Origin of the sequence: Dokdonia sp. Hel_I_63, from assembly GCF_007827285.1 — a bacterium.
GTDB lineage: Bacteria > Bacteroidota > Bacteroidia > Flavobacteriales > Flavobacteriaceae > Dokdonia.
The window spans coordinates 2,403,205-2,429,213 of record NZ_VISD01000001.1; the positions used below are offsets into that span (position 1 = coordinate 2,403,205).

16 protein-coding genes and 3 tRNA genes are annotated in these 26,009 nt (G+C 38.3%); 4 read left to right on the forward strand and 15 right to left on the reverse strand.

The window, feature by feature from the left end:
- Positions 1 to 226 precede the first annotated feature (226 nt).
- Positions 227 to 2,068: a helix-turn-helix domain-containing protein gene (locus JM84_RS10515; protein ID WP_013752023.1), complete on the reverse strand. Its 1,842-nt coding sequence runs from the start codon at positions 2,066 to 2,068 to the stop codon at positions 227 to 229.
- A 753-nt stretch (positions 2,069 to 2,821) separates the two neighbouring features.
- On the opposite strand from JM84_RS10515, the gene tsaE reads away from it, so the two are divergent.
- The 3 genes from tsaE to JM84_RS10525 all read left to right on the forward strand — a co-directional run bounded on the left by tsaE (position 2,822) and on the right by JM84_RS10525 (position 4,151).
- A complete protein-coding gene (tsaE, locus tag JM84_RS10520; protein ID WP_315897941.1) occupies positions 2,822 to 3,223 on the forward strand; it encodes a tRNA (adenosine(37)-N6)-threonylcarbamoyltransferase complex ATPase subunit type 1 TsaE in 402 nt (133 codons plus the stop codon).
- 267 nt (positions 3,224 to 3,490) lie between these two features.
- Entirely contained in the window at positions 3,491 to 3,619 is a 129-nt protein-coding gene (locus JM84_RS15480; RefSeq protein WP_013752020.1) for a hypothetical protein, read from the forward strand.
- Positions 3,620 to 3,644: 25 nt separating this feature from the next.
- Complete coding sequence (locus JM84_RS10525; RefSeq protein ID WP_049783452.1) at positions 3,645 to 4,151, forward strand: hypothetical protein; 507 nt, start codon at positions 3,645 to 3,647, stop codon at positions 4,149 to 4,151.
- 355 nt (positions 4,152 to 4,506) lie between these two features.
- On the opposite strand, the gene JM84_RS10530 is transcribed toward JM84_RS10525, so the two are convergent.
- From JM84_RS10530 to JM84_RS10560, 7 genes are all read right to left on the reverse strand, one after another.
- Positions 4,507 to 11,994, reverse strand: a complete 7,488-nt coding sequence (locus tag JM84_RS10530) for a T9SS type B sorting domain-containing protein (protein ID WP_144784177.1) — start codon at positions 11,992 to 11,994, stop codon at positions 4,507 to 4,509.
- Between the two features lie 327 nt (positions 11,995 to 12,321).
- Positions 12,322 to 12,395, reverse strand: a tRNA-Arg gene (locus JM84_RS10535).
- A gap of 14 nt (positions 12,396 to 12,409) precedes the next feature.
- Positions 12,410 to 12,484: transfer RNA gene (locus JM84_RS10540), tRNA-Pro, on the reverse strand.
- A 71-nt stretch (positions 12,485 to 12,555) separates the two neighbouring features.
- Positions 12,556 to 12,644: transfer RNA gene (locus JM84_RS10545), tRNA-Ser, on the reverse strand.
- A 210-nt stretch (positions 12,645 to 12,854) separates the two neighbouring features.
- Positions 12,855 to 14,615 (reverse strand): T9SS type B sorting domain-containing protein, encoded by a 1,761-nt coding sequence (locus tag JM84_RS10550; RefSeq protein WP_144784179.1) that lies wholly within the window; start codon positions 14,613 to 14,615, stop codon positions 12,855 to 12,857.
- Positions 14,616 to 14,735: 120 nt separating this feature from the next.
- Positions 14,736 to 17,423 (reverse strand): DNA gyrase/topoisomerase IV subunit A, encoded by a 2,688-nt coding sequence (locus JM84_RS10555; RefSeq protein WP_013752016.1) that lies wholly within the window; start codon positions 17,421 to 17,423, stop codon positions 14,736 to 14,738.
- Between the two features lie 78 nt (positions 17,424 to 17,501).
- A complete protein-coding gene (locus JM84_RS10560; RefSeq protein WP_041295706.1) occupies positions 17,502 to 19,361 on the reverse strand; it encodes a DNA topoisomerase IV subunit B in 1,860 nt (619 codons plus the stop codon).
- 203 nt (positions 19,362 to 19,564) lie between these two features.
- Between JM84_RS10560 and JM84_RS10565 the strand changes: the two genes are divergently transcribed.
- Positions 19,565 to 20,323 carry a hypothetical protein gene (locus JM84_RS10565; protein ID WP_144784181.1) on the forward strand — a complete coding sequence of 253 codons (759 nt, stop codon included), beginning with the start codon at positions 19,565 to 19,567 and terminating at the stop codon, positions 20,321 to 20,323.
- A gap of 1 nt (position 20,324) precedes the next feature.
- Here the strand turns inward: JM84_RS10565 and JM84_RS10570 are convergent, their stop codons facing one another.
- The 7 genes from JM84_RS10570 to JM84_RS10600 are packed head-to-tail and all read right to left on the reverse strand — an operon-like array spanning position 20,325 to position 25,995.
- On the reverse strand, positions 20,325 to 20,573 hold the full coding sequence (locus JM84_RS10570) for a phosphopantetheine-binding protein (RefSeq protein WP_013752013.1): 249 nt from the start codon (positions 20,571 to 20,573) through the stop codon (positions 20,325 to 20,327).
- Between the two features lie 53 nt (positions 20,574 to 20,626).
- Complete coding sequence (locus tag JM84_RS10575; protein ID WP_013752012.1) at positions 20,627 to 21,898, reverse strand: beta-ketoacyl-[acyl-carrier-protein] synthase family protein; 1,272 nt, start codon at positions 21,896 to 21,898, stop codon at positions 20,627 to 20,629.
- Positions 21,898 to 22,332 carry a 3-hydroxyacyl-ACP dehydratase FabZ family protein gene (locus JM84_RS10580; protein WP_144784183.1) on the reverse strand — a complete coding sequence of 145 codons (435 nt, stop codon included), beginning with the start codon at positions 22,330 to 22,332 and terminating at the stop codon, positions 21,898 to 21,900. Before JM84_RS10580 ends, JM84_RS10575 begins: the two co-directional genes overlap by 1 nt.
- Positions 22,329 to 23,117: an SDR family oxidoreductase gene (locus JM84_RS10585; protein ID WP_013752010.1), complete on the reverse strand. Its 789-nt coding sequence runs from the start codon at positions 23,115 to 23,117 to the stop codon at positions 22,329 to 22,331. The genes JM84_RS10580 and JM84_RS10585 overlap by 4 nt, the downstream gene beginning before the upstream one ends.
- Positions 23,118 to 23,120: 3 nt before the next feature.
- Complete coding sequence (locus JM84_RS10590) at positions 23,121 to 24,173, reverse strand: type III polyketide synthase (RefSeq protein WP_144784185.1); 1,053 nt, start codon at positions 24,171 to 24,173, stop codon at positions 23,121 to 23,123.
- Complete coding sequence (locus tag JM84_RS10595; RefSeq protein ID WP_013752008.1) at positions 24,170 to 24,877, reverse strand: methyltransferase domain-containing protein; 708 nt, start codon at positions 24,875 to 24,877, stop codon at positions 24,170 to 24,172. Before JM84_RS10595 ends, JM84_RS10590 begins: the two co-directional genes overlap by 4 nt.
- Complete coding sequence (locus JM84_RS10600; RefSeq protein ID WP_013752007.1) at positions 24,877 to 25,995, reverse strand: NAD(P)/FAD-dependent oxidoreductase; 1,119 nt, start codon at positions 25,993 to 25,995, stop codon at positions 24,877 to 24,879. Before JM84_RS10600 ends, JM84_RS10595 begins: the two co-directional genes overlap by 1 nt.
- Positions 25,996 to 26,009: the final 14 nt, after the last annotated feature.

Here is a 26,009-nt window from a genome sequence, read left to right on the forward strand (position 1 = left end):
ATATTAATAATGGTTTCAGGCATAATTAAGAGGGCTGCAAGTTAATAGTTGTATCCCTATAATTAAATCTCATAACTACTAAATTCCTCAATTTTATGATTGGCACCCTTAAAAAACTAAAAATTAAAGGGAAGATTCATAAATATGGAAACAACCATAGATTTAAAAGGAGAATTTAGTGTATTGTTATTGAAGGACAGGACATATAACTGAAGTGTAAAACTGCTTACCCCGTTTTATTAATTCGCTCTAAAAAATCAATCACATTATCACCCTTTTCTTTTGTAGGTGCCGCTTTAATATCCTCAAGATTTTTTATGAAATAAGTCACCGAGAGCCCAGTGATGCGTTTAAAGTGATTTGAAAAAGATTTAGAATTAGAAAAACCAACTTCTCTTGCTAGAGCACTCACTGTGTACGTTCTTATTTTTTCAGAACTATAAAGCAATTTAAGTACATGATTTATACGCAAGTCATTAATATAAACAGAGAAATTCTCTGATTTCTTGTCATTAATATACTTAGACAGATATGCTGTATTAGTACCTACTTGGAGAGCTAAACGCTTAAGCGTAATATTTTCTTCTGTAAACATTAATGTGTCCTCAAAAGTTTTTAGACCAGCTTTAATTTTATCTGTTTGTTGAGACTTTAATTGAGGTGTAGAATTATTTATAGTTGTCTCATTCGCACTAGTAGGTTTTATAGGAGATGACATCTCATTTTCAATGCGCTTCTCGAGTGTTACTCTGAGCTTATTAAACCTCTTTTTATAGATAAGTTTTTTTCTGTACTGAAATATCGCTACGATGACACCTATGCAACTCAAAATTAAGAATAGAATAACACCAGCATGACTTGTTGACTTTTCCTTTTCTAGCTTACGTATTAAAAGTTCTTTCTCAACTATAAGCTCTGGGATTGTATACATAGTCGATACACCGTTGCTCACATATTCCTTCATACTGCCTACTGATTCCTCGTAGGCAATCATTTTATTTAGGTATTCTATTTGCTTTTTTGTGTTTGCTTCTTTCTTATAATGATTAAGTAAATAATTAAATGTTTGCTTGAGTTCATCAAAATAATAATCTGATCCTGCAGCTACGAAAAGGCTATCAGCGGTAAGGAAAGAAGTAGTTGCTTTTTCGTCTAAATTCAACCCTTCATAGGCAATACCCTGCATGGCATAAGAATGAGACAACTCCTGATTACTTTTTTTCAGATCATTAGAAATATATTGATTGGTTACATCTAACCCTTCTAAATATCTCTTTTGTTTGATTAGTATTCCTGCTTTTAAACCAAGGTAATAATCTAAATGATCTTTATTTCCTACTGATTCAGCATATATCCTAACTTTTTCAATATAATCATCTGCCTCATCAAGACTATCAATTTCAAAATATGTCTTTGCAATTGAATATCGAATAGATGCCAGCACATCTTTATTATAGCTATCTGTATTGTAAGGGTGTATTGTTTGAACCTCTCCTGTTATATAAATAGACTCTACCTCTTTTAAATGTTGCAATCCAATAGAAACATTACCATAATCAACTTGTAGATTACCAATAAGACTTTTTAAAACCCATTTATTAGATATATTTTGAGTTTTTTCAGAAAATCTATACGCTTCTTCTGCTACTGCTAAAGCCTCTTTAATTCGCTGATCATAGTAAAGAGCAATAGCTTTTTGCAACAACCCTTCTTCATAGGAATCATCTAACTCATTAGTTCTTGTATACTCAAGTATATATTCAAGTATATCATAATCACCATCTCTTACATTTTCTAAAGTCAAATAGAATTTAGCGACATCGGACTTGTTTCTACTTAATGTAGCCCGTCTTACAAGCTCCTTTCCTTTTAATTCAAGTGCCAATGAATCAACCGAAGTTTTACATTCATTAAAAAGAGCAAAAAATTCAGTTCTTAATACAGGGTAACTTTTTACAGCTATAGAATCAGGTACAGTAATATCTGATAGATATGGAAGCTCTTGTGCACTTATAGAGAAAAAAGAGCACATAAAGATTACTATAAATAAAGGGGACTTTATAATCATTAACGAAACGATTGGGAGCACTATTTTATAAGAAAAATCTTACTCCTCTATATATTAAAAATGGTTTTAGGCTAATTTAAGCGGGCTGCAAGTTAAAGTTTATATCCCTATTATTAAATCTCATGACTACTAAATTCCTCAATTTTATGATAGGCACCGTTAAAAAACGAAGAATTAAAGGGAAGATTCATAAATATGGGAAAAATCATAAATTTAAAGCGAAAATTTATGAATGTTCCTACACAACTCTTGATATCCTCTTAAGTATAGCTGACTTTTACACTCCTAATCATCAATATAGTTAGTTACAAAATAACTATATGTTCATCAATCAAAAAACGGACTTACATCATTTAGTGTTTCATCAAACACAAATTATAGTCTTACAAGTAAGAAGAATTAAAATCGGTGTTTAACAACTAGTTTGAAATTACATTTTAGGGGTTTGCACTTTAACTAGTAATTAGGGAGAATATATTTTCAATACATTCTTCAAACCTATTTATAGGTTGACATCGATTTTTATTTTACACCTACACACCTCTTACCACAACCACTCTATTTATATTATTTTTCTTTCTGTCTTTTTGAATTAAGGACACCACTCCAATAATTATATATTTAAGTATATATCCCTAGAAAAGCGAGAAATTATCGTTTAAAGGCATATAAAATCTACTTTTATAATTTAAAATCTTAAAACTTTAAGATTTTCTTATCTTCGCAACACCCTTAAATACCCTACTAATGCAGATGATTTATAATTTGTCTGAAATTGAGCATATTGCAAAAACAATAATCTCTTCTTCAAAAAGTAATATCCTTCTCTTTTATGGAGAAATGGGAGCAGGAAAGACTACACTTGTAAAATCGCTTGCAAAAGAATTAGGCGTACAAGAGACTGCAAGTAGCCCTACCTTTTCAATTGTTAACGAATATATTTCTGATAATAACGAAGTGTTATACCATTTTGACTTTTATAGGCTAGAAAAAGAAGAAGAGGCTTTGGATCTCGGTTTTGAAGAATATTTAACTCAAGGAGATTGGGTTTTTATTGAATGGCCAGAAAAAATCACCTCCTTTTTACCATTAAATGCACAAAAAATTACGATTACCACAATAAGTGCAGATAAAAGACAGTTGAGATTACATTAGATATGTTAAAAAAAAGTTAAAGCGATTATTTATAATTGTAAGAATTTTCTCTTTAGGGTTTTTTTAACAAAGGCAAAAAACAAAGGTTAAAACCTTTAAACGAAATTAAAGAATTTAATAGATAACCCCTTAAACCGTACACATATAATACTGGGTGCCTTTTTTTTCAAAACGGGCGCGAATATACATAAAAAATTAATTAGCAATATTTTGAGAGATTAGAGTGATGTTTGCAACAACAAATCATTACTCAAAACACTCTAAATTATGAAAATTAAAGCTTTATTTTTAGCACTAGTGATCGCTGGTGCAACAGCGTTATCGTACACAGCAATAACAGATAATGAATCACAAGCAATCGACAGGAGCAAAATCAAAGTACCAAAAGCTGGATAGAATAAAAATTCTATCATCAAGCACAATGATTGCATTATTTATAGTGCTATCGCCAATACTTTTTTATGTATATCAAGGATTCCCAGATGTTAAATCTTGGGAATCCTCTTTATTTGGTACTATAAATAGTTACTATTACGAGAGCATTTACACTTTAGCTTGGGTATTATTTGGCAAAATTGTACCGCTTTTCCTTCTACTTCTTTGGTTCTTTACTTGTAAGCATTGGTGGTATCACTCCATCATTGTACCTATCAGTATGTATGTAATTCAGATTTATATTTCACTTAATCAAGATTTAGAATTTAACGATACAAATGAAATCACTTATATAATTCCTATAATTGCTATTGTCGCAGCTATAACTTACGCCATAAGAACCAAAATCTTTGATCGCTTATACGGCGTAGATCTAGATCAAGAGTTCAAGCGTGTTCGCTGGAATGGAAAAATTGTAAAAATCCCCGCAGACTCTCCACTTAATATTCCCGAAGTAGGTGATGATGAAGTAGATGACGAGCTGGAGGATTAATCAATAACACTATAGTTATACGCTACAGAGGCAATTATATACTTTTATAGCACACTTTCTTTCCCTGAGGGCGTGCCCCTATCCTTCATTCATTTCATTCTTGAAGTTTAGTGACCGGGCTATACGTTTTTACGCTTCGTGCTATGTCGCTATCGCTCCACAACACTGCAGGGTAACCACTGCTATCCCTCACGCGGGTAATTAAAGGTTATCCATGCATTATAAATTGCTAAAGCTTGTTTAAACATTAAGATTGCTTAGCAGATAACTGACTATTTCTATCCTAAATATCAAGACATAAAAAAACCCCCAGTAACACATACTGAGGGCTTTTTGTAATCAATGTATGCTTTGCTTATCGTTTCAACGTAAAGTGTCCGTTTACGGTTCTCTGTGTTCCTAGCTCGTCTACTTCTGTAAACTCTACGCGGAACCAGTAATCGTTTGATGGCATAGGCTGTCCATTAAAAGTACCGTCCCATCCAGCACCTACTGGACTGATTTGCTTTAATAGTTTTCCGTATCTATCAAAGATGAAGATCTTTGCGTTTAAGTTTGGTGCTACTCCCAGTCCTATGATATTCCATGTATCATGGAAACCATCTGCATTTGGCGTGAAGAATCTTGGGTAATCAATTATCCCTATCTCTACTTCTGATACGCTACAGTTACCACTCGCCAGTCTTCCAAAAACAGTGTGTGTCCCCGGTGTTACTCCTGTAAAAGTAGTACTACTCTGGAACGGCCCATCATCTATCGCAAACTCATATGCTGAAGCGACATCTGCTCCTGTAACATTAATTACTTCTACCGTGTATAATCCGCTATTGTTAAAGGAAGATTCTACAACGACGGCTTCAAAAACGGGTGCGCTCTCTGCGCTATACACCGCTTCTGCTACATAATCACAGCTCGTGCCATCTCCATAAGTAGCGGTAATCATCACTTGATACGTCCCTGCAGCATCAATAGTTACCTCAGGGTTTAGCGATACTAATGCGCCGTCACGTGTCCAAACATAACTATAAGTAACCCCAATCTGCGGACTCTCCACCGTACCATCAATGATAAACGGATTAAGCGCTTCGCCTGTAATTTCATCTACACAAATCTGTCCGCCTTCATTAGTTAAATTGGTGTATGGCAACGGTTGTACAAATATCTCAAAACTCTCTATCGTGCTACTCTCACAGCTACTTGCAGTGTTTACCGCTCTAGCATAAATCACCTGCGGATTTATGGTGTTTTCAAAAGCACTAGGAGTAGCAATCGCATTTGTCATCGCCTGCGCATCTGCAAGGCTAGTATAATAACTTACGGAAGTTGCGGCTACGTTTCCAGTGATGACAGCGTTTTGCTGAGTAAGATCAAAAGTTGCCGTACTCTGCTCTGGTGCGATATTTACTCCAAAATCGTCTGCACATTGCACGATATTAAATGCTGGAAATACCTCTGGGCGTGACTCTACCGTAAAGATGATGCTGGTAAAACTCACGCATCCTGTGGTCGCATTTTCTATACGTACAAATAATTCCTGATTATCTGCCACCGTGTATGGCGAGCTAAGCGCTGCTGCATTTGCTGCCGCTTGCACCTCTAGTTCATGGTAAGTGATAATAAAATCACTGGTTACCTGCGGCGCAGCAAGTAATCCAGCCAAATCTGCGAGGGTTGTTAAATCGACACTTCCCATCGCGTCATCACCATCAAATTCTTCACAGAAGGTATAATCTACAGGTCCAGCTGCTGCCAAGATCGGTAGCGGGTTTACCACCACTTCAAAAGGAACAACTACAAAACATAGATTTCCGTCGCTATCCAAGTCACTATCGCCTGGCACATCACGTTCCACTCGTGCGTATAATGTTTGGTTGCCAGTCACGGTATTGATAAACGCAGTCACATCTGCAATGGCTAGCGTGGTGTCTTCTGGGTTCGCTTCCGCGAAAGCGAGCTCTGTATACACTGTTATATTCACAGGTTCTGCTCCAGCAATCTGTGCGATAGCAGGTGTTAAATCAAAGACTTCAAAACCATCTGTTGCCGAACCTGAACCTGCATCAATCACTCCGTCACCATCAGTATCAATATCTGTAGTCGTATCACACACTTCTAGCGCATCTGGGTTGGTATTCGGCGTTGGCAGTGGTAACACTTCAATATTAAAGGTCGTTCCATCACTACATCCTGCTGGGCTTGATACTACTGCCTGGATGGTCTGAGGATTTAATGTATTTGTGTACGCCGAAGGATCTGTAATAGGAGTTCCTGCATTCAAAGCTGCAAGACTCTCATAATACGTTACCGTAAGCAGCGGATCACCACCAGTGAGACCGGCTTGGTTTACGCTCAAGTCAAATACGGTAAAGGTGTCTATATCATCATCACAAATCATCAGGTCTAGCTCATCACCATTCGGATTTGCCGTAGGTGGTGTCTCTACCGATATCTGAAAAGAACCAATGGCAGCACATATATTTGGAGAGCCATCACTTACTTGTAAGCGTACCCAGATAGTTTCTAGTGGTATTATCTGTGTTGCTGTATAAGCGGTAGGGTTTACAATTGGATTGATTCCCAAATCGGCATCTACTTGTGTATTATGGTAGGTAATAACAAGGGTTGCTGGATCTTGCGTTCCTATAATCGCTGACTCATTTTGGGTAAGGTCAATGATTTCCATTAAATCATTGTTATCATCACAAGCAGCAAGAGTTGCTAATGTTGTAGGAAGTTCAGGAATAGGGAACACAATAAGTTCAAACTCATAGATCTTCGTACAACTTGTGGCTGTGGTAGCATCCGTATCTTGTGCAACGACATACAGCGAAGTCATTCCTGAAATGTTATTATAAGGAAGCGTAATATCTATTTGACCTGCTCCTGTATCTGCCGTTGCATTATCTAGTGTTTCATAAAAACGTAAGGCTACATTCGTTACTGTTGCTAGTAAGTCGTCATTATATTGCTGCAGGTCAAATGCTCCAAAGCCATCATTATCTTCATCACAAGCTACTGCCGCTGGTAATGGCTCTCCAATGACTGGCAGCGGATTCACCTGAAGGTCTACCGTAGTTTGAGCACCACACATTCCTGCCTGATTACTAGTAACTAAAATGAAAATGGTCTGCGGACTCATGCCTGTATTTACATAGGCTGTTGGAGTAGAAATCGCATTGGTTGCCCCAGCATCTAAGTCGGCTTGCGATTCATAATAGCTAACACTTAAAGTGGTGTCTCCTCCAGTAATTAAAGTATCAAGGCTCGTTAAATCAAAACTTGTAATCCCATCAGTATCGTTGCCTACCAGTGCTCCTGCGCTATCGCACTGCTCAAAAACTCCAGGAGGTGTGATTACTGGAATCATCGCTATGTTTAGATTGAAAGTGCCAACGACCGTACATCCTGTAGTTGTATTTTCTAGACGCACCCAGATTGGCGTGGTTGGCGCACTTGCTAAGTAATTCAGCGGATCGGCAACTGGCATGTCACTTGCGCTTCCTACCATCGCTTCTGCGCTAGCCAGCGTTTCATGATACGTTAAAGTAACATCAGCAGTAGTTTGTGTTCCTAGAACAATTGCATCATTTTGAGTAAGATCAAAAAGCGCTTGTCCATCTTCATTATCATCACAAGAGGTTAAATCTGGGATTACTGTAGGAAGTACAGGTGCTGGTTGTACGGTAAGTACTAGTTCGATAACACGGTAACACTGGGTTGCTGTTGCTGGGTCCGTATCGGTTGCTCGTACATATATTGTTCTAGATACAGTCTCATAAGCCGCTGGTGTTGCTATCGATGGACTGCCTAGTTCCGCGGAAGCGAGTGTCTCATGAAAAGTGAGTGACATAAACGTCTCTCCATTGATAATATCTGTAGTTACTTGGCCTGTTAGGTCAAATATGGCATCTCCATCATTATCTACATCTCCATCGTTTGCCATGGTATCACATTCTTCTACCGCTGCAATAGTAGTAGGTGATGGTAGTGGGTTTACCACTAAAGTAAGCGTGGTGGTTTCAAAACAGCTAGTTACTATATTTTCTACTCTAGCAAAAATAGTTTGGTTGGCCATTACGGTATTTTGATATACATCTGGAAGCGCTGGTGCACCTGCATCGGCATCGCCTTGGGTAAGGTGATAGCTCACTGCCCAGTCATCATTACCACCAGTAATTTCATCATCACGGCTACGTAGGTCAAAACTCGCAAACTCATCGGTATCACTACCACTGGCTAAATCATCACAAAGCTCATATTCGGCAGGTTGTATTGGTGTAGGAAGCGGATTTACAACAAGAGAAAGGGTCGCTATGTTACTACAAAAAGTAGCTGTGGTCGTTGGTTGCGCCGTATCTGTCACCACTGCAAAAACGGTTGCCGTGTTGCTGGTGTAAGCGGTAGGAGCTGCGATGGCAGGAGTTCCAGCTTCCGCGGAAGCGAGAGAAGAAAACCATACTACACTGTGGGTTGCAGGGTCTAGACCTCCTAAAATATTTACCACTTGCGTGCTTAAATCAAAAATCTGTAGTCCGTCGCTATTATCATCACAAAGCGTAAAAGGAGTTGCATTTTCATTAGGCATTGGAGTGTTAAGCACTCTCAAGGTAAGTGGTGTTGTGTCATAACAACCTATCGCATTAAATACACGAGCAAAAATGATTTGCTCAAAAGGATCGTTGTTGATATACATTGCTGCGTCCAGCTCTTGACCTACAGGCGCATTATCTGCATCTGCCTGGGTAAGGTAGTAGGCAACATTTAAACTAGGGTCACCACCAGTGATTTCGGCATCTCTAGAAGAAAGTACAAAAAAGTCAAATACACCATCATTATCATCATCACAAGCCTCATAATCCGCTGGAGTGACAGCCACAGGCACTGGGAAGCTTCGAATGCTCATACTCGTCGTTGAAAAACAACCTGTTATATTATTAGTCACACGTACCCCTACAATCTGAGGATTGCTCGTGGTGGTAAACATCGTGCTATCTGGAATACTTGCATCGCCAGTAGTAGCGCCAGCAGCGTCCAAGTGATAGGTTACCGTGAGATTTACATTAAAACCACTAGTGATTTCGGCATCTTTTTGAGAAAGATCAACCGTGGTAAATCCATCTACTACGCCATCATCATCACACACTTGAAGCTCTGATGGCGTAATTGCCACAGGATTCTGATTCACAATAATCTCAAAGTTCATTGCTGTATCAAACGTCGTACACGTGCTGCTTGTACTTCTTAGACTATAGAAAATAGTCTGCGGGTTACTACTATTTGAAAAAGAGGCAGGACTTGCAATCGCTACTGGAGGTGTAGCCGTGTAAGCTGCAATGCTCTCATAAAAAGTAACTTCTAGATCTGTATCTCCACCAGTAATCTCCGTTATATTCTGCGTCAAATCAAAAGTAGCAGCATTGGCTACAGCAGAACAGGTTTCAATACTACTGATGCTTGGTAGGAATGTTGGGTTGGGGGTGACGGTGAGTCTCACATGCTCTCCAAGACCTACACATCCACTATCTGTAGCTGCCTCTACACGAACCCAAATGTCTTGAACACCGCTAGCACTTGTAAATAGTGGGTTGTTGCTATAAGCAGCAATATCCGTAATAGGATTAATCTCAGATAAAGCCTCTTGTTCTGTTTCATAATAAGCAACAGATACTACCTGTGGTGAGAACGATGTCATTATCGCGGTGGTAGCAGCAGAGAAATCAAATACAGCGATACCATCACCATCAGTATCACACTCAATCTCATCTGCAAAGAGCGTTCCATCTGAAATTTGAGAAGCACTCACAATCACATTAATAACGCCTTCTCGTGAACATCCATCTAGATTTGTAACTGTTACAGCAATAGCCTCTGTAAAAGGAGAAGCACTATTTACATAAGCCGTTGGATCAGTTATAGGTGCGCCAGAAGCGTCTACGTATGTAAAAGTCTCATTAGCTGAGTTTGTACTTAATTCACTCTGTGACTGTGTTAAGTTTAAAGTCGTAATACCATTTGTATCATCATCACACTGACGTAAGGTTACTGGTGTGGTTATCATTGGGAGTTCACCTACAACAAGAGAAATATTTCTTGTTGCAAAGCAATTTACGTCACTACTATTTTCTACACGGACAACTATAGTTTCTCCACCTGCATTGGAATTAGTATAAGCGAGCGGCAAAGGGTTGTCATTATTATTAGCATCTACACCTCCACTGTGATAACTAACATTAAATAACGCAGGATCTTGGGTTCCTAAAATAGCATCCGTTATACTAGATAAATCAAAAACAGTAATTCCATTAGTATCATCTCCATCTGTAGCATCATCACAAACTAAAAACGGACCAGGATCATTGGCCACGGTTTGATCACTTACAGATATTATAAATGAGCCAACATCAAAACAGCTTTCACTCAGAGTGGTCTCTATACGGACAAAAATTTCTTCAGATGGTGCTGTGTTGCTATAAACCTCTGGATTAGCAATATCATTAATATCCATTTCCGCATCAACTTGTGAGCTATGAAATGTTACAAAGACATCTGTTTGTCCTGACGTTATAGCAGGAATTTGATCTTCTAAGTTGAATATTTCAATCCCATCACCAGATGAATCATCACAAACCATAATATCCATTGGATCATTATAAGTAGCAGATGCGAACTCTATTGTTACTGTATCCTCACCTAAACAACCAGTGCCAGTATCGACTAATACTCTATATTGACCATCACTTGTTACATCAAGGGTCCCATTAACTTGAGCTGGCACAAAGGGCTCAAACATATTGGTCATAGTATTCAGTTGTTGCCACTCAAATATTGTTGATGCAGTTGTATTATTAGTAGCATCCAGGGTTACTGTTTCTCCTTGACAAGCAGCATTAAAGTTAATACCTACTTGGTCTGCTCCAATATCTACCCCTAAACTTAAACTACCTCCACGTAAAAAGACAGCAGAGTCGAAACCGCTATCAGAACGATCTGCTATAACCATTTTAAGTGTGTATGTCTCATTAGGTACAATTGTAACGGTTGTTGTGGTTAGTACCGTAGTTAATCCGTCAAATTGAGTAGGCAAATCGTTAAGATTATCATTTGAATTACTTACATATAATTCTGGAAAATAGTTTACACCTAAGTCTTCTGTACCACATAAAAACCCGTTAACAGCATCTTGGGTGGGATCTAAATGTATTGTTGCTGTGCTTACAGCAACGTTTGATGAGCCTTGGATTGCTGCAATATTAGTACCTCCAAAAGCAGTACCAGAATCATCAGGGATTCCTGGACCTTTTACTAAAAATGCAAAACCATCTCTAAATACGTCATCACACTCAAATTCGTTCTCATACTCTTCAGACGCAAAAATAAATTCAAAATCAACAGTATCAATATTTGAAGAAAATGTAAACTCAAAAACAGTTGCATCATTTGTAGGCACAAAAGTCCCGTACAAATTATCTAAAATTGTTTGAAGATCAGTATCCCCATTCCAACTTCCACCACTGTTACCACCTACATCATCATTAGGTCCTTCAGCCAAACTTGCAAATCCAGAAGTAAGAATTATTCCGTCTTGAAAAGGAAAATTAGATCCATTTGCATTGAAGTAACCCCAACTTTTTTGATTAGGATTACTAACGCCACTAGGATTTTCTTGAAAATTAGTTAGCGATACATCAGCACAAGAAGAGCCACTTATTAATACATTTTGAATGAGCTCTTCTGCAGTGAATGAAGATTCGGGAAAGATTGGATTATTGACAGCTATGCTTTGTCCTAATAGTCCGCCGTAACTAGAAAACGATAAAATAATACCAAGTAAAAATTTTTTCATCAATAAATCCTTAAAATCAAAAAGCAGAAAAACACTTGGTAAATTACGCTAAGCAAATTCTTCAACACCTTCAGTTTATAATTAATATTTACTGTCCTACTATATAGAACAGCTCAAACAATAAAATCCATAACCTTTAATAAATGCACCCAAACTATTACTGAGAATATTGGAATTATCTAAGTTATTGATTGCAAAGTTCGAATATATAAAAATATGGAGCTACAAATAAGTGATTGTATGTCATATTGTTATAATTAGGTTATTTAATTTAGAGGAGCAAAAAAAAAACCACATTCTAAAAAGAATGTGGTTTTTAAAGTGATGTGAGCCCTGCAGGATTCGAACCTGCGACCGCCTCCTTAGAAGGGAGGTGCTCTATCCAGCTGAGCTAAGAGCCCTAATCAACAATAAGTCGGGGTAGCAAGATTCGAACTTGCGACCTCCTCGTCCCAAACGAGGCGCGATAACCGGGCTACGCTATACCCCGAAATATACACTAAGTGTATAAATCTTTAAATAACAAAACAGATGATTACTCATCTGTTTTGTTATGACTTGCGGAGAGACAGGGATTCGAACCCTGGGTAAGTGTTTCCACCTACGACGATTTAGCAAACCGCTCCTTTCGGCCACTCAGGCACCTCTCCTTTAATAAAATAATGAACTTGCTTGTTGTAAGCGGATGCAAATCTACATCAACAAATAGAAGAAAACAAGAATAATTTCAACTTTAATTCAAAAAAAATTAAAGGTCATATATGTCAGTAATCTATTCATTTAAAAATCAGATACTCACCTCTAATTATTGCAAATAAAATAATTTATAAATCATCAAATTTTCGCGAAAGCGGAATACCTTAATATCTTCTTAAAGCAAAATATCCTGTGAAGGTCACGTTTGAACGCGTATTTGCTTTGTACCAAAAGCTATTATCGAATAGCGCTTTACCTTGATAGCTTCCATCCCAACCTTGCCCATATGGAGAAATGGTCTTGAGACGTTTTCCAAAGCGATCATAAATTTCTATACTCGTAACCGTTTCCCCATTTACCACTACTCCCCTCACCTGCCAGGTGTCATTAACACCATCTCCATTAGGAGTGAAGTATTTTGGAAATCCTGGGTCAGGTTTGATACGTCTGCTGTCCATCCCACAACCATTGCGGTCTCTTACATATACCTGAATATCTGTCGCATCAACATCTATAAGTAATGCACTAGATTGATAAGGGCCATTCTCAGTAGTGCTAGAATATTCAAAATCGCCTTCCTCTTCTAATTCTACAAGAACGTTTACTGTGTTTCCTTGATTTGAAATCACTAAGTTATCAATAATAGGAGGATCAATTATAGAAACCTCAAACGAGTGGGTTGCTGTACAAATAATAGTTCCAGAATCAATAACTGTTTCTGTACTCACCTCCACCATATACACTCCTGAGGTATTGATTGTAACTAGAGCGTCTGATGATATACTTACCATTTCACCATCATTTATTGTATTCCACACAATGCGCTCATACGGTTCTAGATAGCTCAGGACTAATGGAGCATTATCTCTGCAAATCTCATAATTTTCGGCGAGATCAATTATGGGATTTAAATCAACCATTTCACCTGTAATTCCATCTGTGTAAGGGCCACAACCATAGGTGGTCGTAAAGCTTGTTTGCGTACAATTTTGTGCCTCTCCAGCAGCATTAAAAGGTGTTATAGTTACAAAGTATAAAGTTCCTTCAAGAAAGTCAAGTACAGCTGTAGATGTAGCTAGACCAATATCTGTATTTGCAAGTACGTCTGATCCTCCGGGTGTTGTACCTATCCTTATAAGGTAACCCTCTACATTAGTCACTGCTGGCCATTCAAGTATTGGTGTTAAGGCAACTTCAGTAGCCCCATTTATCGGCGCGATAAGTTGTGTACATTCTGGAACTTCTGTGGCAACTATTTCTGTAGTAAATGATGTCTCTACACAATTTACCGCTTGTCCATTCTCATTGTATGCTATCACGGTAACATAATACGTCGTATCAGGGTTAAAATTTACAGCGTTATTATACGTCAAAGTATTTCCTAAATTCTGGGCATTTACAACATCGATTCCTCCAGGTGAAGTACCTATATTTATAATGTAACCCGTAGCTCTAGGTGCATAAGGCCAACTTATTGTAGTGTTTAAAGGAACGTCTACTGCTCCATTTACTGGAAAACTTATTTGCGTACAGGACGGAACAACAGTAACATCTTGCGTAGTAAAAGACTGACTATTGCATGACTGCGAGCCACTTACAAAAAAGGCTCGGATCGTAATGTAGATGATTGTACTTTCTGGCATTCCCTGCGGAGGATTAAAACTCGCTGAAATACCTACACTAAAATTATTGAGTATGTCTGCACCTCCTGTAGTAGTACCTAAGTCTATAAAATAATTAACAGCTCCTGCTACTGGCTCAAAACTTATTGGCGCAATTACAGAAACATTGGTTTCTCCTTGAGCGGGAGAAATAAGCAAAGCACAGCTGGTGTCTTGAACGGCCGCTTTCGCGAAAACGTGAAAAACACAAAACAATCCTATTAAACAGAACCGAAGGCAACCCTCTCTACTACTCAAATTCATTCTACAAAGTTTTCAAAATAAAGACCTGTCAATTATACTGACCAGCCGTTAACGCATCTTGTAGGAAAAATTAGATATGATTTTGAATCAATTAGGAGCGATAAAATATTATTTCAAAATCTAAAATAAAGAAGTTTGCGACTTAGAATCATCATCATCGCTACTTACTTCACCGTCTGTTTTTTTTGCGGTTTGAGGAGAACTCTTTTCGGGAGTTACTTCTTCCTCACCTACAACATCTATATTTTCCTTTTCTTCTTCTACTTCTTCTTCATAAGGTAAAGACTCCATCCAGTTTAAACCTTTAAGTTTTTCTGTATAGAAAGTATTACCTAGAGCGGTTAACCCTTTTATTGTTATAAAGTCTTCCATGGATACTATCTCATTTTCCTTGGCTTCCTTACCTCGCTGCTTGTAAAATATCATTTCAGCGACAGGTCGCCAGTCGGTGGAGACAAGCTCTAGCACGCTATTCTCATGATCAGATATAAATGTTTCTTCTTTATCTGGAGAATCTATCAGGAATCGCTTACCATAATAACGATCTTTATTACCATCCCAATATATAGCCGTAATAGGTTTTTGCGGATTCCACTTTTCTAACACAATCATATCTTCATCAAAATGATGTGTTACTTCTGGAATAATTGTGCGCACATTACCATGCTGATTAATAATCAATAGACGATCCTCTGGACGAAATTCCCCAAGTAAATCACCACGTTCATCTAGGTTAAGACGCTGTACCGTATTGTCAAACCAAATTTTACGTGGTTTAAGAGTGGACAATCCTTTTTCCTTAAGCTCTACAGATTTTACTGCATTTTTAGAAACGATGTTACCCTTTGAAGATCTTCCTTTTATGATAACATCTGCAAAGTCTATTTCTAATCGGAGCTTCTTTATGGAGGCAACAGCTCTCAAGTATACCGTAACTAGTTCTGCTTCTCCATTAGGATTTGCACTAAAATAAAGTACCTGAGCACTCTTCTGATCACCAGCTAGCTTATAATCGTTATTACGTGTAACTGAGGTAACGTTAAAGCGCTTAACGTAAGTAGGCAATCCATTACCTGCTCTGTAAATCATATTATAAGTAGTACGCTTATCCTTTTTCTTGAAAATAGCGACATGCAAAATATCCTTACCTATAAATGTTTTAGACTCCACCTTTACCACCATCATCGTTCCAGACTTTGTAAATACAATTACATCATCAATGTCAGAACAATCGGTTACATACTCATCCTTTTTAAGAGATGTTCCCACAAACCCTTCAGCTCTATTTACGTAGAGCTTCGTGTTTCTAAGCACGACTTTGGCTGCTTGAATGTCATCAAAGATTTTAATCTCTGTTTTGCGTTCTTTTCCTTTGCCGTAGTCCTTTTTTAATCTTGTGAAATAATCTATCGCATATTGCGTGAGATTATCTAAATGATATTTCACCTGAGTGATTTGATCCTCTAGCGCATCTATCTTCTGTTGTGCTTTATCTATATCAAACTTAGAAATACGTTTTATACGTATCTCCGTCAATCTTGTTATATCCTCAACCGTAACAGCTCTTTTTAGATGACCTATATGTGGCTTTAAACCGTCATCAATCGCTTTGATTACGCCATCCCAAGTTTCTTGCTCTTCAATGTCACGGTAAATTCTATTTTCAATAAAAATACGCTCTAGTGAAGCATAGTGCCATTGGTTTTCAAATTCACCTAGCTGTATCTCAAGTTCTGCTTTTAATAAATCTTTTGTGCGGTCTGTTGAGCGACGTAACATTTCTGTTACACCTACAAAGAGTGGTTTATTATTTTCTATGACACAACTAAGCGGTGATATAGAAGTCTCACAATTTGTAAATGCATATAATGCATCAATTGTTTTATCTGGTGAAATACCTCCTGGAAGATGTACTAATATCTCCACGTTTGCAGAGGTATTATCTTCTATTTTTTTAATCTTGATCTTACCCTTATCATTTGCTTTAAGAATAGAATCTATAAGCGATGTTGTGGTCTGCCCAAAAGGCAACTCAGTAATGACAAGCGTGTTTTTATCTTGCTGACTTATACGTGCTCTACAACGTACTTTACCACCGCGCATTCCATCTTTATAATCAGTAAAGTCGGCTATACCTGCTGTAGGGAAATCTGGATATAATGTAAATTTCTTATCCTTAAGATGCTTGATAGAAGCATCAATCAGTTCTATAAAATTGTGGGGAAGTACCTTTGTACTTAAACCTACAGCAATACCCTCTGCACCAGACGCTAGAAGCATTGGGAACATTACTGGTAAATTTATAGGCTCCTTCTTACGACCATCGTAAGAAGCTTGCCATTCTGTGATTTTTGGATTGTAAACGACATCAAGTGCAAACTTGGTAAGTCTTGCTTCTATGTAACGAGATGCCGCTGCACGGTCACCAGTTAGAATATTTCCCCAGTTACCTTGAGTATCAATGAGTAAATCTTTTTGGCCTATTTGCACCATGGCATCACCTATACTCGCATCACCGTGAGGGTGATACTGCATCGTGTGACCTACCACATTAGCAACCTTATTATAGCGACCATCATCAAGCTCTTTTAAAGCATGCATAATACGACGTTGTACCGGTTTGAAACCGTCTTCTATAGACGGTACAGCACGTTCTAAGATTACATAAGATGCATAATCTAGAAACCAGTCTTCAAACATCCCCGAAACGCGGGTGATGGTTTCTCCACCTCCATCCACAACTTCTGCTGGAAGTGTCTCTGGATTTAATTCTTCGTCTTCGTTATGGTCGTTTATTTCTTCGCTCATTAATTGGTTATAATAACACTTACTTTTCTAATGGTTGCCTCAATCTTTCTTTATTCACGTTTTCGCGAAAGCGTACTACTAGTCCTCCTCCACTACTCTATCTAGTTCTACCTTGAGATTTTCAATAATAAACTTCTGTCTATCTGGCGTGTTTTTACCCATGTAGAAAGACAATAATTCTTCGATCATCAAAGCTTTATCTAGCATTACTGGCGCTAGCCTTATATCTTCTCCTATAAAAAACTGGAACTCATCTGGAGATATCTCTCCAAGTCCCTTAAATCGGGTAATCTCTGGCTTTGCTCCTAAGCGCGCCATAGCATCTGCCTTTTCTTGATCACTATAACAGTACACTGTTTCTTTCTTATTACGCACTCTAAAAAGAGGTGTTTCAAGAATATATAAATGCCCTTCTTTTATGAGCTCTGGAAAGAACTGCAAGAAGAAGGTTATTAGTAATAGTCGTATGTGCATACCGTCAACATCGGCATCTGTTGCTATCACAATGTTGTTATAACGTAAGTCCTCTATAGACTCTTCTATATTAAGTGCAGCTTGCAAGAGATTAAACTCCTCGTTTTCGTAAACGATTTTCTTTGAAAGTCCGTAGCTATTAAGAGGCTTTCCTTTAAGACTAAAAACAGCTTGTGTGTTTACATCACGTGACTTTGTAATTGATCCAGATGCTGAGTCTCCCTCGGTAATAAACAAGGTAGTCTCGAGGTTACGTTCTTTCTTACTGTCTGTAAGGTGGATACGGCAATCTCTTAATTTCTTATTGTGAAGGTTTGCTTTTTTTGCCCTGTCTTTTGCTAGCTTACGTATTCCAGAAAGATCCTTTCGCTCACGTTCTGCTTGTAATATCTTACGTTGCAGTGCATCGGCTACGGGAGTATTTTTATGTAAAAAGTTATCAAGTGCAGTTTTAAGAAAATCATTAATATACGTTCTCACGGTAGGTAACTCACCTCCCATATCTGTAGATCCTAGTTTGGTCTTCGTTTGCGATTCAAAAACAGGCTCCATCACTTTAATACTAATCGCAGATACAATTGACTTTCTAATATCTGATGCCTCGTAACTCTTATTGTAAAACTCACGAATGGTTTTTACTATGCTTTCGCGAAAAGCTGCCTGGTGCGTTCCACCCTGCGTAGTATTCTGTCCATTTACAAATGAATGATACTCTTCTGAATATTGCGATTTACTGTGTGTTATTGCAACTTCGATATCCTCCCCTTTTAAGTGGATGATATCATATAAGCGATCTCCTTCTGCGATACTTTCTGAAAGTAAATCTTTCAGTCCATTTTCAGAAAAGAACTTTTCACCGTTAAAAACGATGGTAAGTCCTGGATTAAGATATACGTAGTTCTTAATCAAACGCTCTACGTACTCAGAGCGAAATTTAAAGTTCTTAAAAATCTCTGCATCTGGAACAAACGACACTTTAGTACCGCGTCTGCGAGAGGTCTCATCTAGCAAATCTTGATTTGTTAGTTCGCCACGAGCAAACTCTGCACTTGCAGATTTTGCATCTCTAGTAGATTCTACTCTAAAGTAGCTGGATAATGCGTTTACCGCCTTAGTACCTACACCGTTTAGACCTACAGATTTTTTAAATGCACGCGAATCATACTTACCTCCCGTGTTCATTTTTGAAACAACATCCACTACTTTTCCAAGCGGAATACCACGACCGTAATCACGTACAATCACTTTTTCTCCTTGTATAGAAACCTCTATGGTCTTCCCGGCTCCCATTACAAACTCATCGATACAGTTATCAAGCACCTCCTTTACAAGGATATAGATACCGTCGTCTGCGCTAGAACCATCACCTAGTTTACCTATGTACATCCCTGGACGCATGCGGATGTGCTCCTTCCAATCGAGCGATCGGATATTATCTTCGTTGTATTGTGTTTCTTGAGTCATAAAATGTCGTGGAGTCGCTAATATAAGGACTTGCAATGGCTTAAAGAACCTCAAAATAAAGAAATAATTAACAATTTTAAAAATAGCATTGTTGATTACCAAATTCTCTATGCTTTCGCGAAAATATGATTAAATTATTCTCTGTCCTTTTTCCTTACAAACCATGTGATTTGTATCTTTCTATCCTTACAAAGTTAGATTTTATGGCAGTACTAAATGGATTAAATCGAAGATTATTATTAATCGCCTTTGTAGGTGGCGCCATTGCTATACTACTGATTTATAGAAACCAAACAACAACCTCACCCGAAGTTCATACTGCCGAAGATTTATTAGAAAAAGTAATGAACGCCAGTGGTACAAAAGAGCGTTACAAAAACATAAAAAGCATACGCTTTGAAAAAGCTTTTCATCTATACCACGAAGATGGAACTGTAGAAATAGACCGTACTGAGTTACATCAATATGATTTTAGTGATGGAACACAACGCAATGTAAGTTGGTCATCAGATACTACAAATTATGAGCTCATACAAAAGGACTCAGATATATACCAGACTATAAATGGAGCGACAGACACTACCGCAACAAAAGTTTCACTGCAAAATAAACTAAACGCCGCTACTTTCGTTTTAGGATTGCCCTATACTTTAAATACTGATAATTCAACAAAAACATACAATGGCTTACAAGATTTTGAAGGCGTAAGATCACATGAACTGGTCGTTACATTTACAGGTAGCGAAGATGTCTGGAGCCTTTATTATGAGCCAAAAACGTTCGCATGGCTCGGTTACTGGGTGCAAACTTCAGATCACTATAGCCTTGTTATTAATGATGAAATGACAGAGGTGGATGAATTTCAATTTTCGCGAAAGCGTAGCAGTTACCGCACAGATTCCTTAAAAGTGAGACAATACTTAAGAGCAGATTACGACTACTCAAACTATGAAATAAAGTAAATTAAGACTGTACTTTTGCCTCGATAATCTCGATAGCAGACTGCACCGTTTCCATTTTTTCTATCTCATCATCTTCAATAGTAATATCAAAATGATCTTCTACGTCAAGCACGATATCTACAAGGTTTGCAGAATTTACGTTGAGTTCTTGAGTTAAGTGGCTAGTAGGTTTTATATCATCTACAGAGACATCTTCTGGTAGGTAAATTTTGATGATATTCTTTAATGCTTCGTAGTGTTCGTTATTCATAATCTTATGTGTAAGCTGTGATAATTACCACAGTTTGTTATTTTTTTCTCTAGTTATTCAAATTTCTTAAAAATCATACAGCAATTAACATCGCCAAAACCAAAACTAGCTTTTGCTGCTACCTTTACAGGCATATCAATGGTTTGTGTAAGTACTTTAACCTGAGCTACTCGCTCTAATATTTCCGGATGTATGTGAGTAGAGTTAATATTCCCAAAAATACGACCTTCCTTAAGTTCTAAAATAGTCGCTACCGTCTCAATACTCCCAGCCGCCGCGAGACAGTGTCCAGTCATGCTTTTAAGCGAATTGATATAAGGAAAATCCTCTCCTTTCAATTCAAGAGCTTCACTCCAGTTTGCAATTTCTGTTGGGCACATTCCTGTAGAAGTGAGATGCCCATTTATGGTATCAATTTCCGTCGCAGATACTCCTGCATTTTTAACGGCAGTTTTTATACAATGCTGTACTGCCTCACTATTAGGTGCAGTCATGGTACCGCCATTACGCTGTCCTCCACTATTTACTGCACCACCTAAAACTTCGGCATATATCTTTGCGCCTCGTTGTTGTGCACTTTCGAGAGTTTCTAGCACTAATGCTCCTGCACCAGCACCTGGCACAAAACCATTTGCATCTTCCTGCATAGGTCTGCTTCCAGCTTCTGGATCTTCGTTATATTTTTTTGTGAGTACACGCATCGCATCAAAACCTCCCCAAATATAAGGACCGCTATCATTGCAACTGCCTACAAGCATTCGCACTGCATCACCGTTGCGCACACGCTCATACCCCATAAGTACACTTTCTAGTCCCGTAGTGCAAGCACTAGAATTTGTAGTTACTTGGTTTCCACAACCTAGATACCCTCCTAAATATGCACTAATACCACTTGCCATCGTTTGCACAACAGAAGTACTCCCTAAGCGGCGTACTTTGCCTTCATCAGTTAGGTAAATAGCACTTCTAAATTTTTCGGCGCCTAGTAAGGAAACTCCAAAGACGATTCCGCTATCATAATCGACAGTATCTTTATCTGTAGGCGCGAGTCCAGCGTCTGTCCATGCATCTACTCCAGCTATCATTCCGTACTCAATACCAGAGCTCTGTAAATCTCGAAGTTGCAAGGCTGTAAAGTAGTTTTCGAGCATTCCTTCGGGAATTTCTGGCTGTCCAGCAATCTGACACCCAAAATTGAGGTCTGCTAGTTTCTGGTGAAATTTAATTCCACTTTTACCTGAAAAAATGGCATCAGAAAATGCTTTGAGCCCTATTCCATTAGGTGCACAAACGCCCATTCCTGTTATGACTACTCTATGCTTCATTATTTAGTACTAAAAATTCCTGCAAGTGTTCCTTTTACACACACCTCATCTTGCGCATTAAGAAGCTTCACATTACATTTTAATTTATTAAATCTAAAATAGGCCTCCTCTGACACAACGGTCACTTTCTCGCCAGGCATCACAGGTTGTAAAAACTCAACATCTGCGCTAGTAAATGCTACTTTTAAAGCAGCTAGATCTTGACCTGCCAACTTAGAAATACCCAGACTTACTAAACCTATTTGCGCCATGCATTCTGTGAGTATCACGCCAGGTGTAACAGGATTACCCTTAAAGTGTCCTTCATAAAAATAAGATTCTCTAGAAAATGTATAAGAACCAACAATATATGAGTCGCCCAGCTCTTCTATTTGATCTACAAATAGAAAAGGCGCCGTGTAAGGTAATAACGCTATAATCTCTTCACTGCTCATCGTATGTGTTCCCCTCCATCTACGTGAATCACAGCGCCATTAATCCAGGCTGCTTCATCACGTGTTAACAAATACACAGCATTGCCTACATCCTTAGGCAGTGTTAATCGCTTGTAGGGATTACGTTGTTGTGCCATTTCTTTCATATGCTCACTCCCAGGTATGAGGCGTAAGCTCTCTGTATCTGTCACTCCTGCTTGAATACAGTTAGACGTAAGACCTAGTGGTGCAAACTCTAATGCAATCCCTCTCGAGATGGCTTCAAGAGCTGCTTTGGCTGCAGCAACTGCGCCATATTGTGGCCATGCTTTGCTGCTACCTTCACTTGTAAATGCAATGGCTCTTGCAGATGGGGTAAATAATTCCGCTTTCGCGAAAGCGGATACCCAATCATAATAACTCACCGCCATGGCGTCTAGAGTACCTTTAAAATCCTCATTGCTAAGTGTGGCACTATCTTCTGAATATAATGGCTTCAAATTACCACGCGCGATGCTATGCACCACTACTTTTATGGCTCCTGCACCTACAGTATCCTTTATTTCTGAAATAGTAGCTTGACGCTTATCTGCATTAAGGGCATCTGTATTATATGATAAAATGGTCGCTCCAGGTACTTCCATCTCGCGCATAGCGTCTTCAAAAGCTGCTATCACACTACGACGAGATCTGTGAATGATAATAATGTTCATTCCCTCATGCGCTAGTTTCTTTGCGGTGGCTAGCCCAAGACCTGAGCTACCTCCTAATATTACTGCGTATTTATTTTTATAAGATTGACTCATCACTTACCATTTTAATAATACACGTTGCGCCGAAAATCCTGGGCCAAAACTTAGCATAATTCCCAGATCACCTTCCTCACATTCTCTATCAAGAAAACGTTCTAAAACGTACAATACAGTAGCACTACTCATATTCCCATATAACTTAAGTACCTCCTTCGTGTCATCTATATTTTTACCAAGCTTACCAAAAAGATCTTCAACCGTTTCTACAATCTTACGCCCTCCTGGATGAAATATCAAGTGGTTTACATCTTCTATACTGTAGCCGTTTTTTTCTAAAAATGGATGAATTATATCTGGAAACTTATCTGCTATCTGTTGTGGCACCTGTTGATCTAGAATCATCTGTAAACCACTATTTACAAGCTTAAAGCCCATCATTTCCTGCGCATCATAAAAGTGATACATTTCTGTATCCACTATTTGCGGTCCGCTATCTTCTTCTTTACTTGACATGAGAACGCAAGCCGCACCATCTCCAAAGATAGCTGCACTCACCACGTTTACCATCGAGTAATCATCATGTTGAAAAGTAGCCGTAGGACTTTCAATCGCTATAACAGCTGCTCGTTTTCCAGGATTTGCTTTAAGAAATTCATTTGCATATAGCACACCACTTACTCCAGCAGCACAACCCATCTCCGTTACCGGTAATCGTACAATATCTTGGCGTAGTTTGAGCGCATTAATTAAATATGCATCTAGCGAAGGGATCATAATACCCGTACAACTAACTGTAATAATATAGTCAAGGCTAGTACCATCCCATGAAGCTTTAGTAAGCGCTTTAGATAATACCTGCTCTCCTAGCTTTACAACCTCACGAGTATAAATGTCATTCTTCTCTTGAAAACTAGTGGCTGTAAATACCTCTTCTGGCGCCATAATACTATAGCGCTTATCTACTGCTGCATTACCAAAAATCTTCTTAACCTTTCGTTTAAAACGATCTTCTTGCCCATCTAGCCATATGTCTAGAAAAGGCATTATCTCTGCTGTAGTACGTGAATATTGTGGTAACTGTTTTGCTACCGTCGTAATGGTTACGCTCATATAGTTTTTATCACCCACAAATATCTAAAGGCCCATTTCCATTGTATGGAATAGTCGTCTAGTGCAAGTTGTTTTGAATAGGTTTCTAATTCTTTTCTTCTAAAAGAGCGGGCAATGCTCACTCTTCCGTCGTATTTGGCAATCTTACTTTTCATAAATATACCGCTAAAAAGCTGAAATAAACGGTACGCTATCTTACTTCGCTGTAAATCGTTTACTATGACACCTATACTTGCCAATTTTTTAAATTTCTCCATAAACACCAGTAGTTGTTCATCAGAAAAATGGTGCATTGTTAAGGTACAGATAATCACATCACATTCAAACGTAGTTTCATCTATCGTTAATATATTCTGGCGGCTAAAGGTTAAGTTATCATAGTCTTTAGATTTCTCTCGGGCGCTATCAATACTTTTATCATTGATATCAACCCCAAAAAACGAAATATCAATAGTGCTTTTTTGAAAGTGCTTAGCTATGTGTCTCAACACCTCTCCATCGCTACACCCCACATCTACTATCTTCCATTTACTTTTTTCAGGATGCTCACTCATTAATTCTTCTAGCGCCGTAATCGTAATATGATTACCTCCTAAGTATTTATTTACCGTAGCGAGATCCTTTAATGCTAGATGTAAGTCTGCCTCTGGAAGACTGGGGTCATCCATTAACTCTGGGGTTGTACTACGATTCTTAAAATTCATTATGTTATAAGATTTCCATGTGTAGACTGTATCACGCTACTCAATAATCTAGGCGATTTTTGAAGTATCCCTACTCCTAATCTAGTTATCGTTGTATTATGCAACCCACGCTGTATAAGTGCCCCGTTGCGCATTCTAGTCGCAAAGGTTTGCTTCCACTGCTTCGTATATTCTTTTTCTAGCTGCTCCCGCTTTTTTGAAGTACTTATATGGTTACTAAGACACTCACTTGCAATCTTTGCGCTATGAATTGCCATTGCCATACCGTTACCGCATAAAGGATGTATGAGTCCTGCACTATCACCTATCATAAGTATGTGATTTTCCACAACAGATTTATCTTGAAATGAGATCTGACTAATGGTGAGTGGTTTTTCAAAAATAGGTTCCGCTTGCGCGAAAAATTCTTTTAAATAACGATTCTGCTCTAATACCTCAACTCGATATGTGTCTAAATCTTTATGCTTCTTAAATGAATTTACATCTGCTAGATAACAAACATTTATCGCATCTGTTTCCACTTTTGATAATCCGCAGTAACCTCCTGAAAAATTGTGTAAAGCCACTAGATCTTCTGGGAATTGTCCAGCATAATGTGCTTTTACACCCATCCAAGGGGATTTTGTACTTATAAATTTTCGCGAAAGCGTAATATCTAATCCGCTCCTCTTACCATAAGCTCCAAGAGCATAGGGTGCTCTAAAACTTTTATCTTTTGTGGTAACCTCAAATTCCTCTCTCCCGAAAGTAACATTTGTAGCGGTTGCCTGCTCAAATACCAACCCTAAACTTAAAGCTCGTTCGTATAGCACTAGATCTAAAGCATACCTGCTAATCCCAAAACCTCCTAAGGGAAGTGCAATCTCAAGCGCATTACCAGAGAGTCCAGAAAATTGAAAACGGTTTATTTTCTTAGCGCCATTAGTTATGGGATATATACCTAACGCATCTAGATATGGCAACACTTCATTAGAAACGTACTCTCCACATACCTTATGCTTAGGGTATGTATTTTTCTCAATAAGAACCACAGAGAAGTCAGCTTGCAGCAAGTGTACAGCGGCTGTGAGTCCCGCAAGACCTCCACCTATTATAATGATATCGCAATCTTGTTCCACTATGTGAATTTACA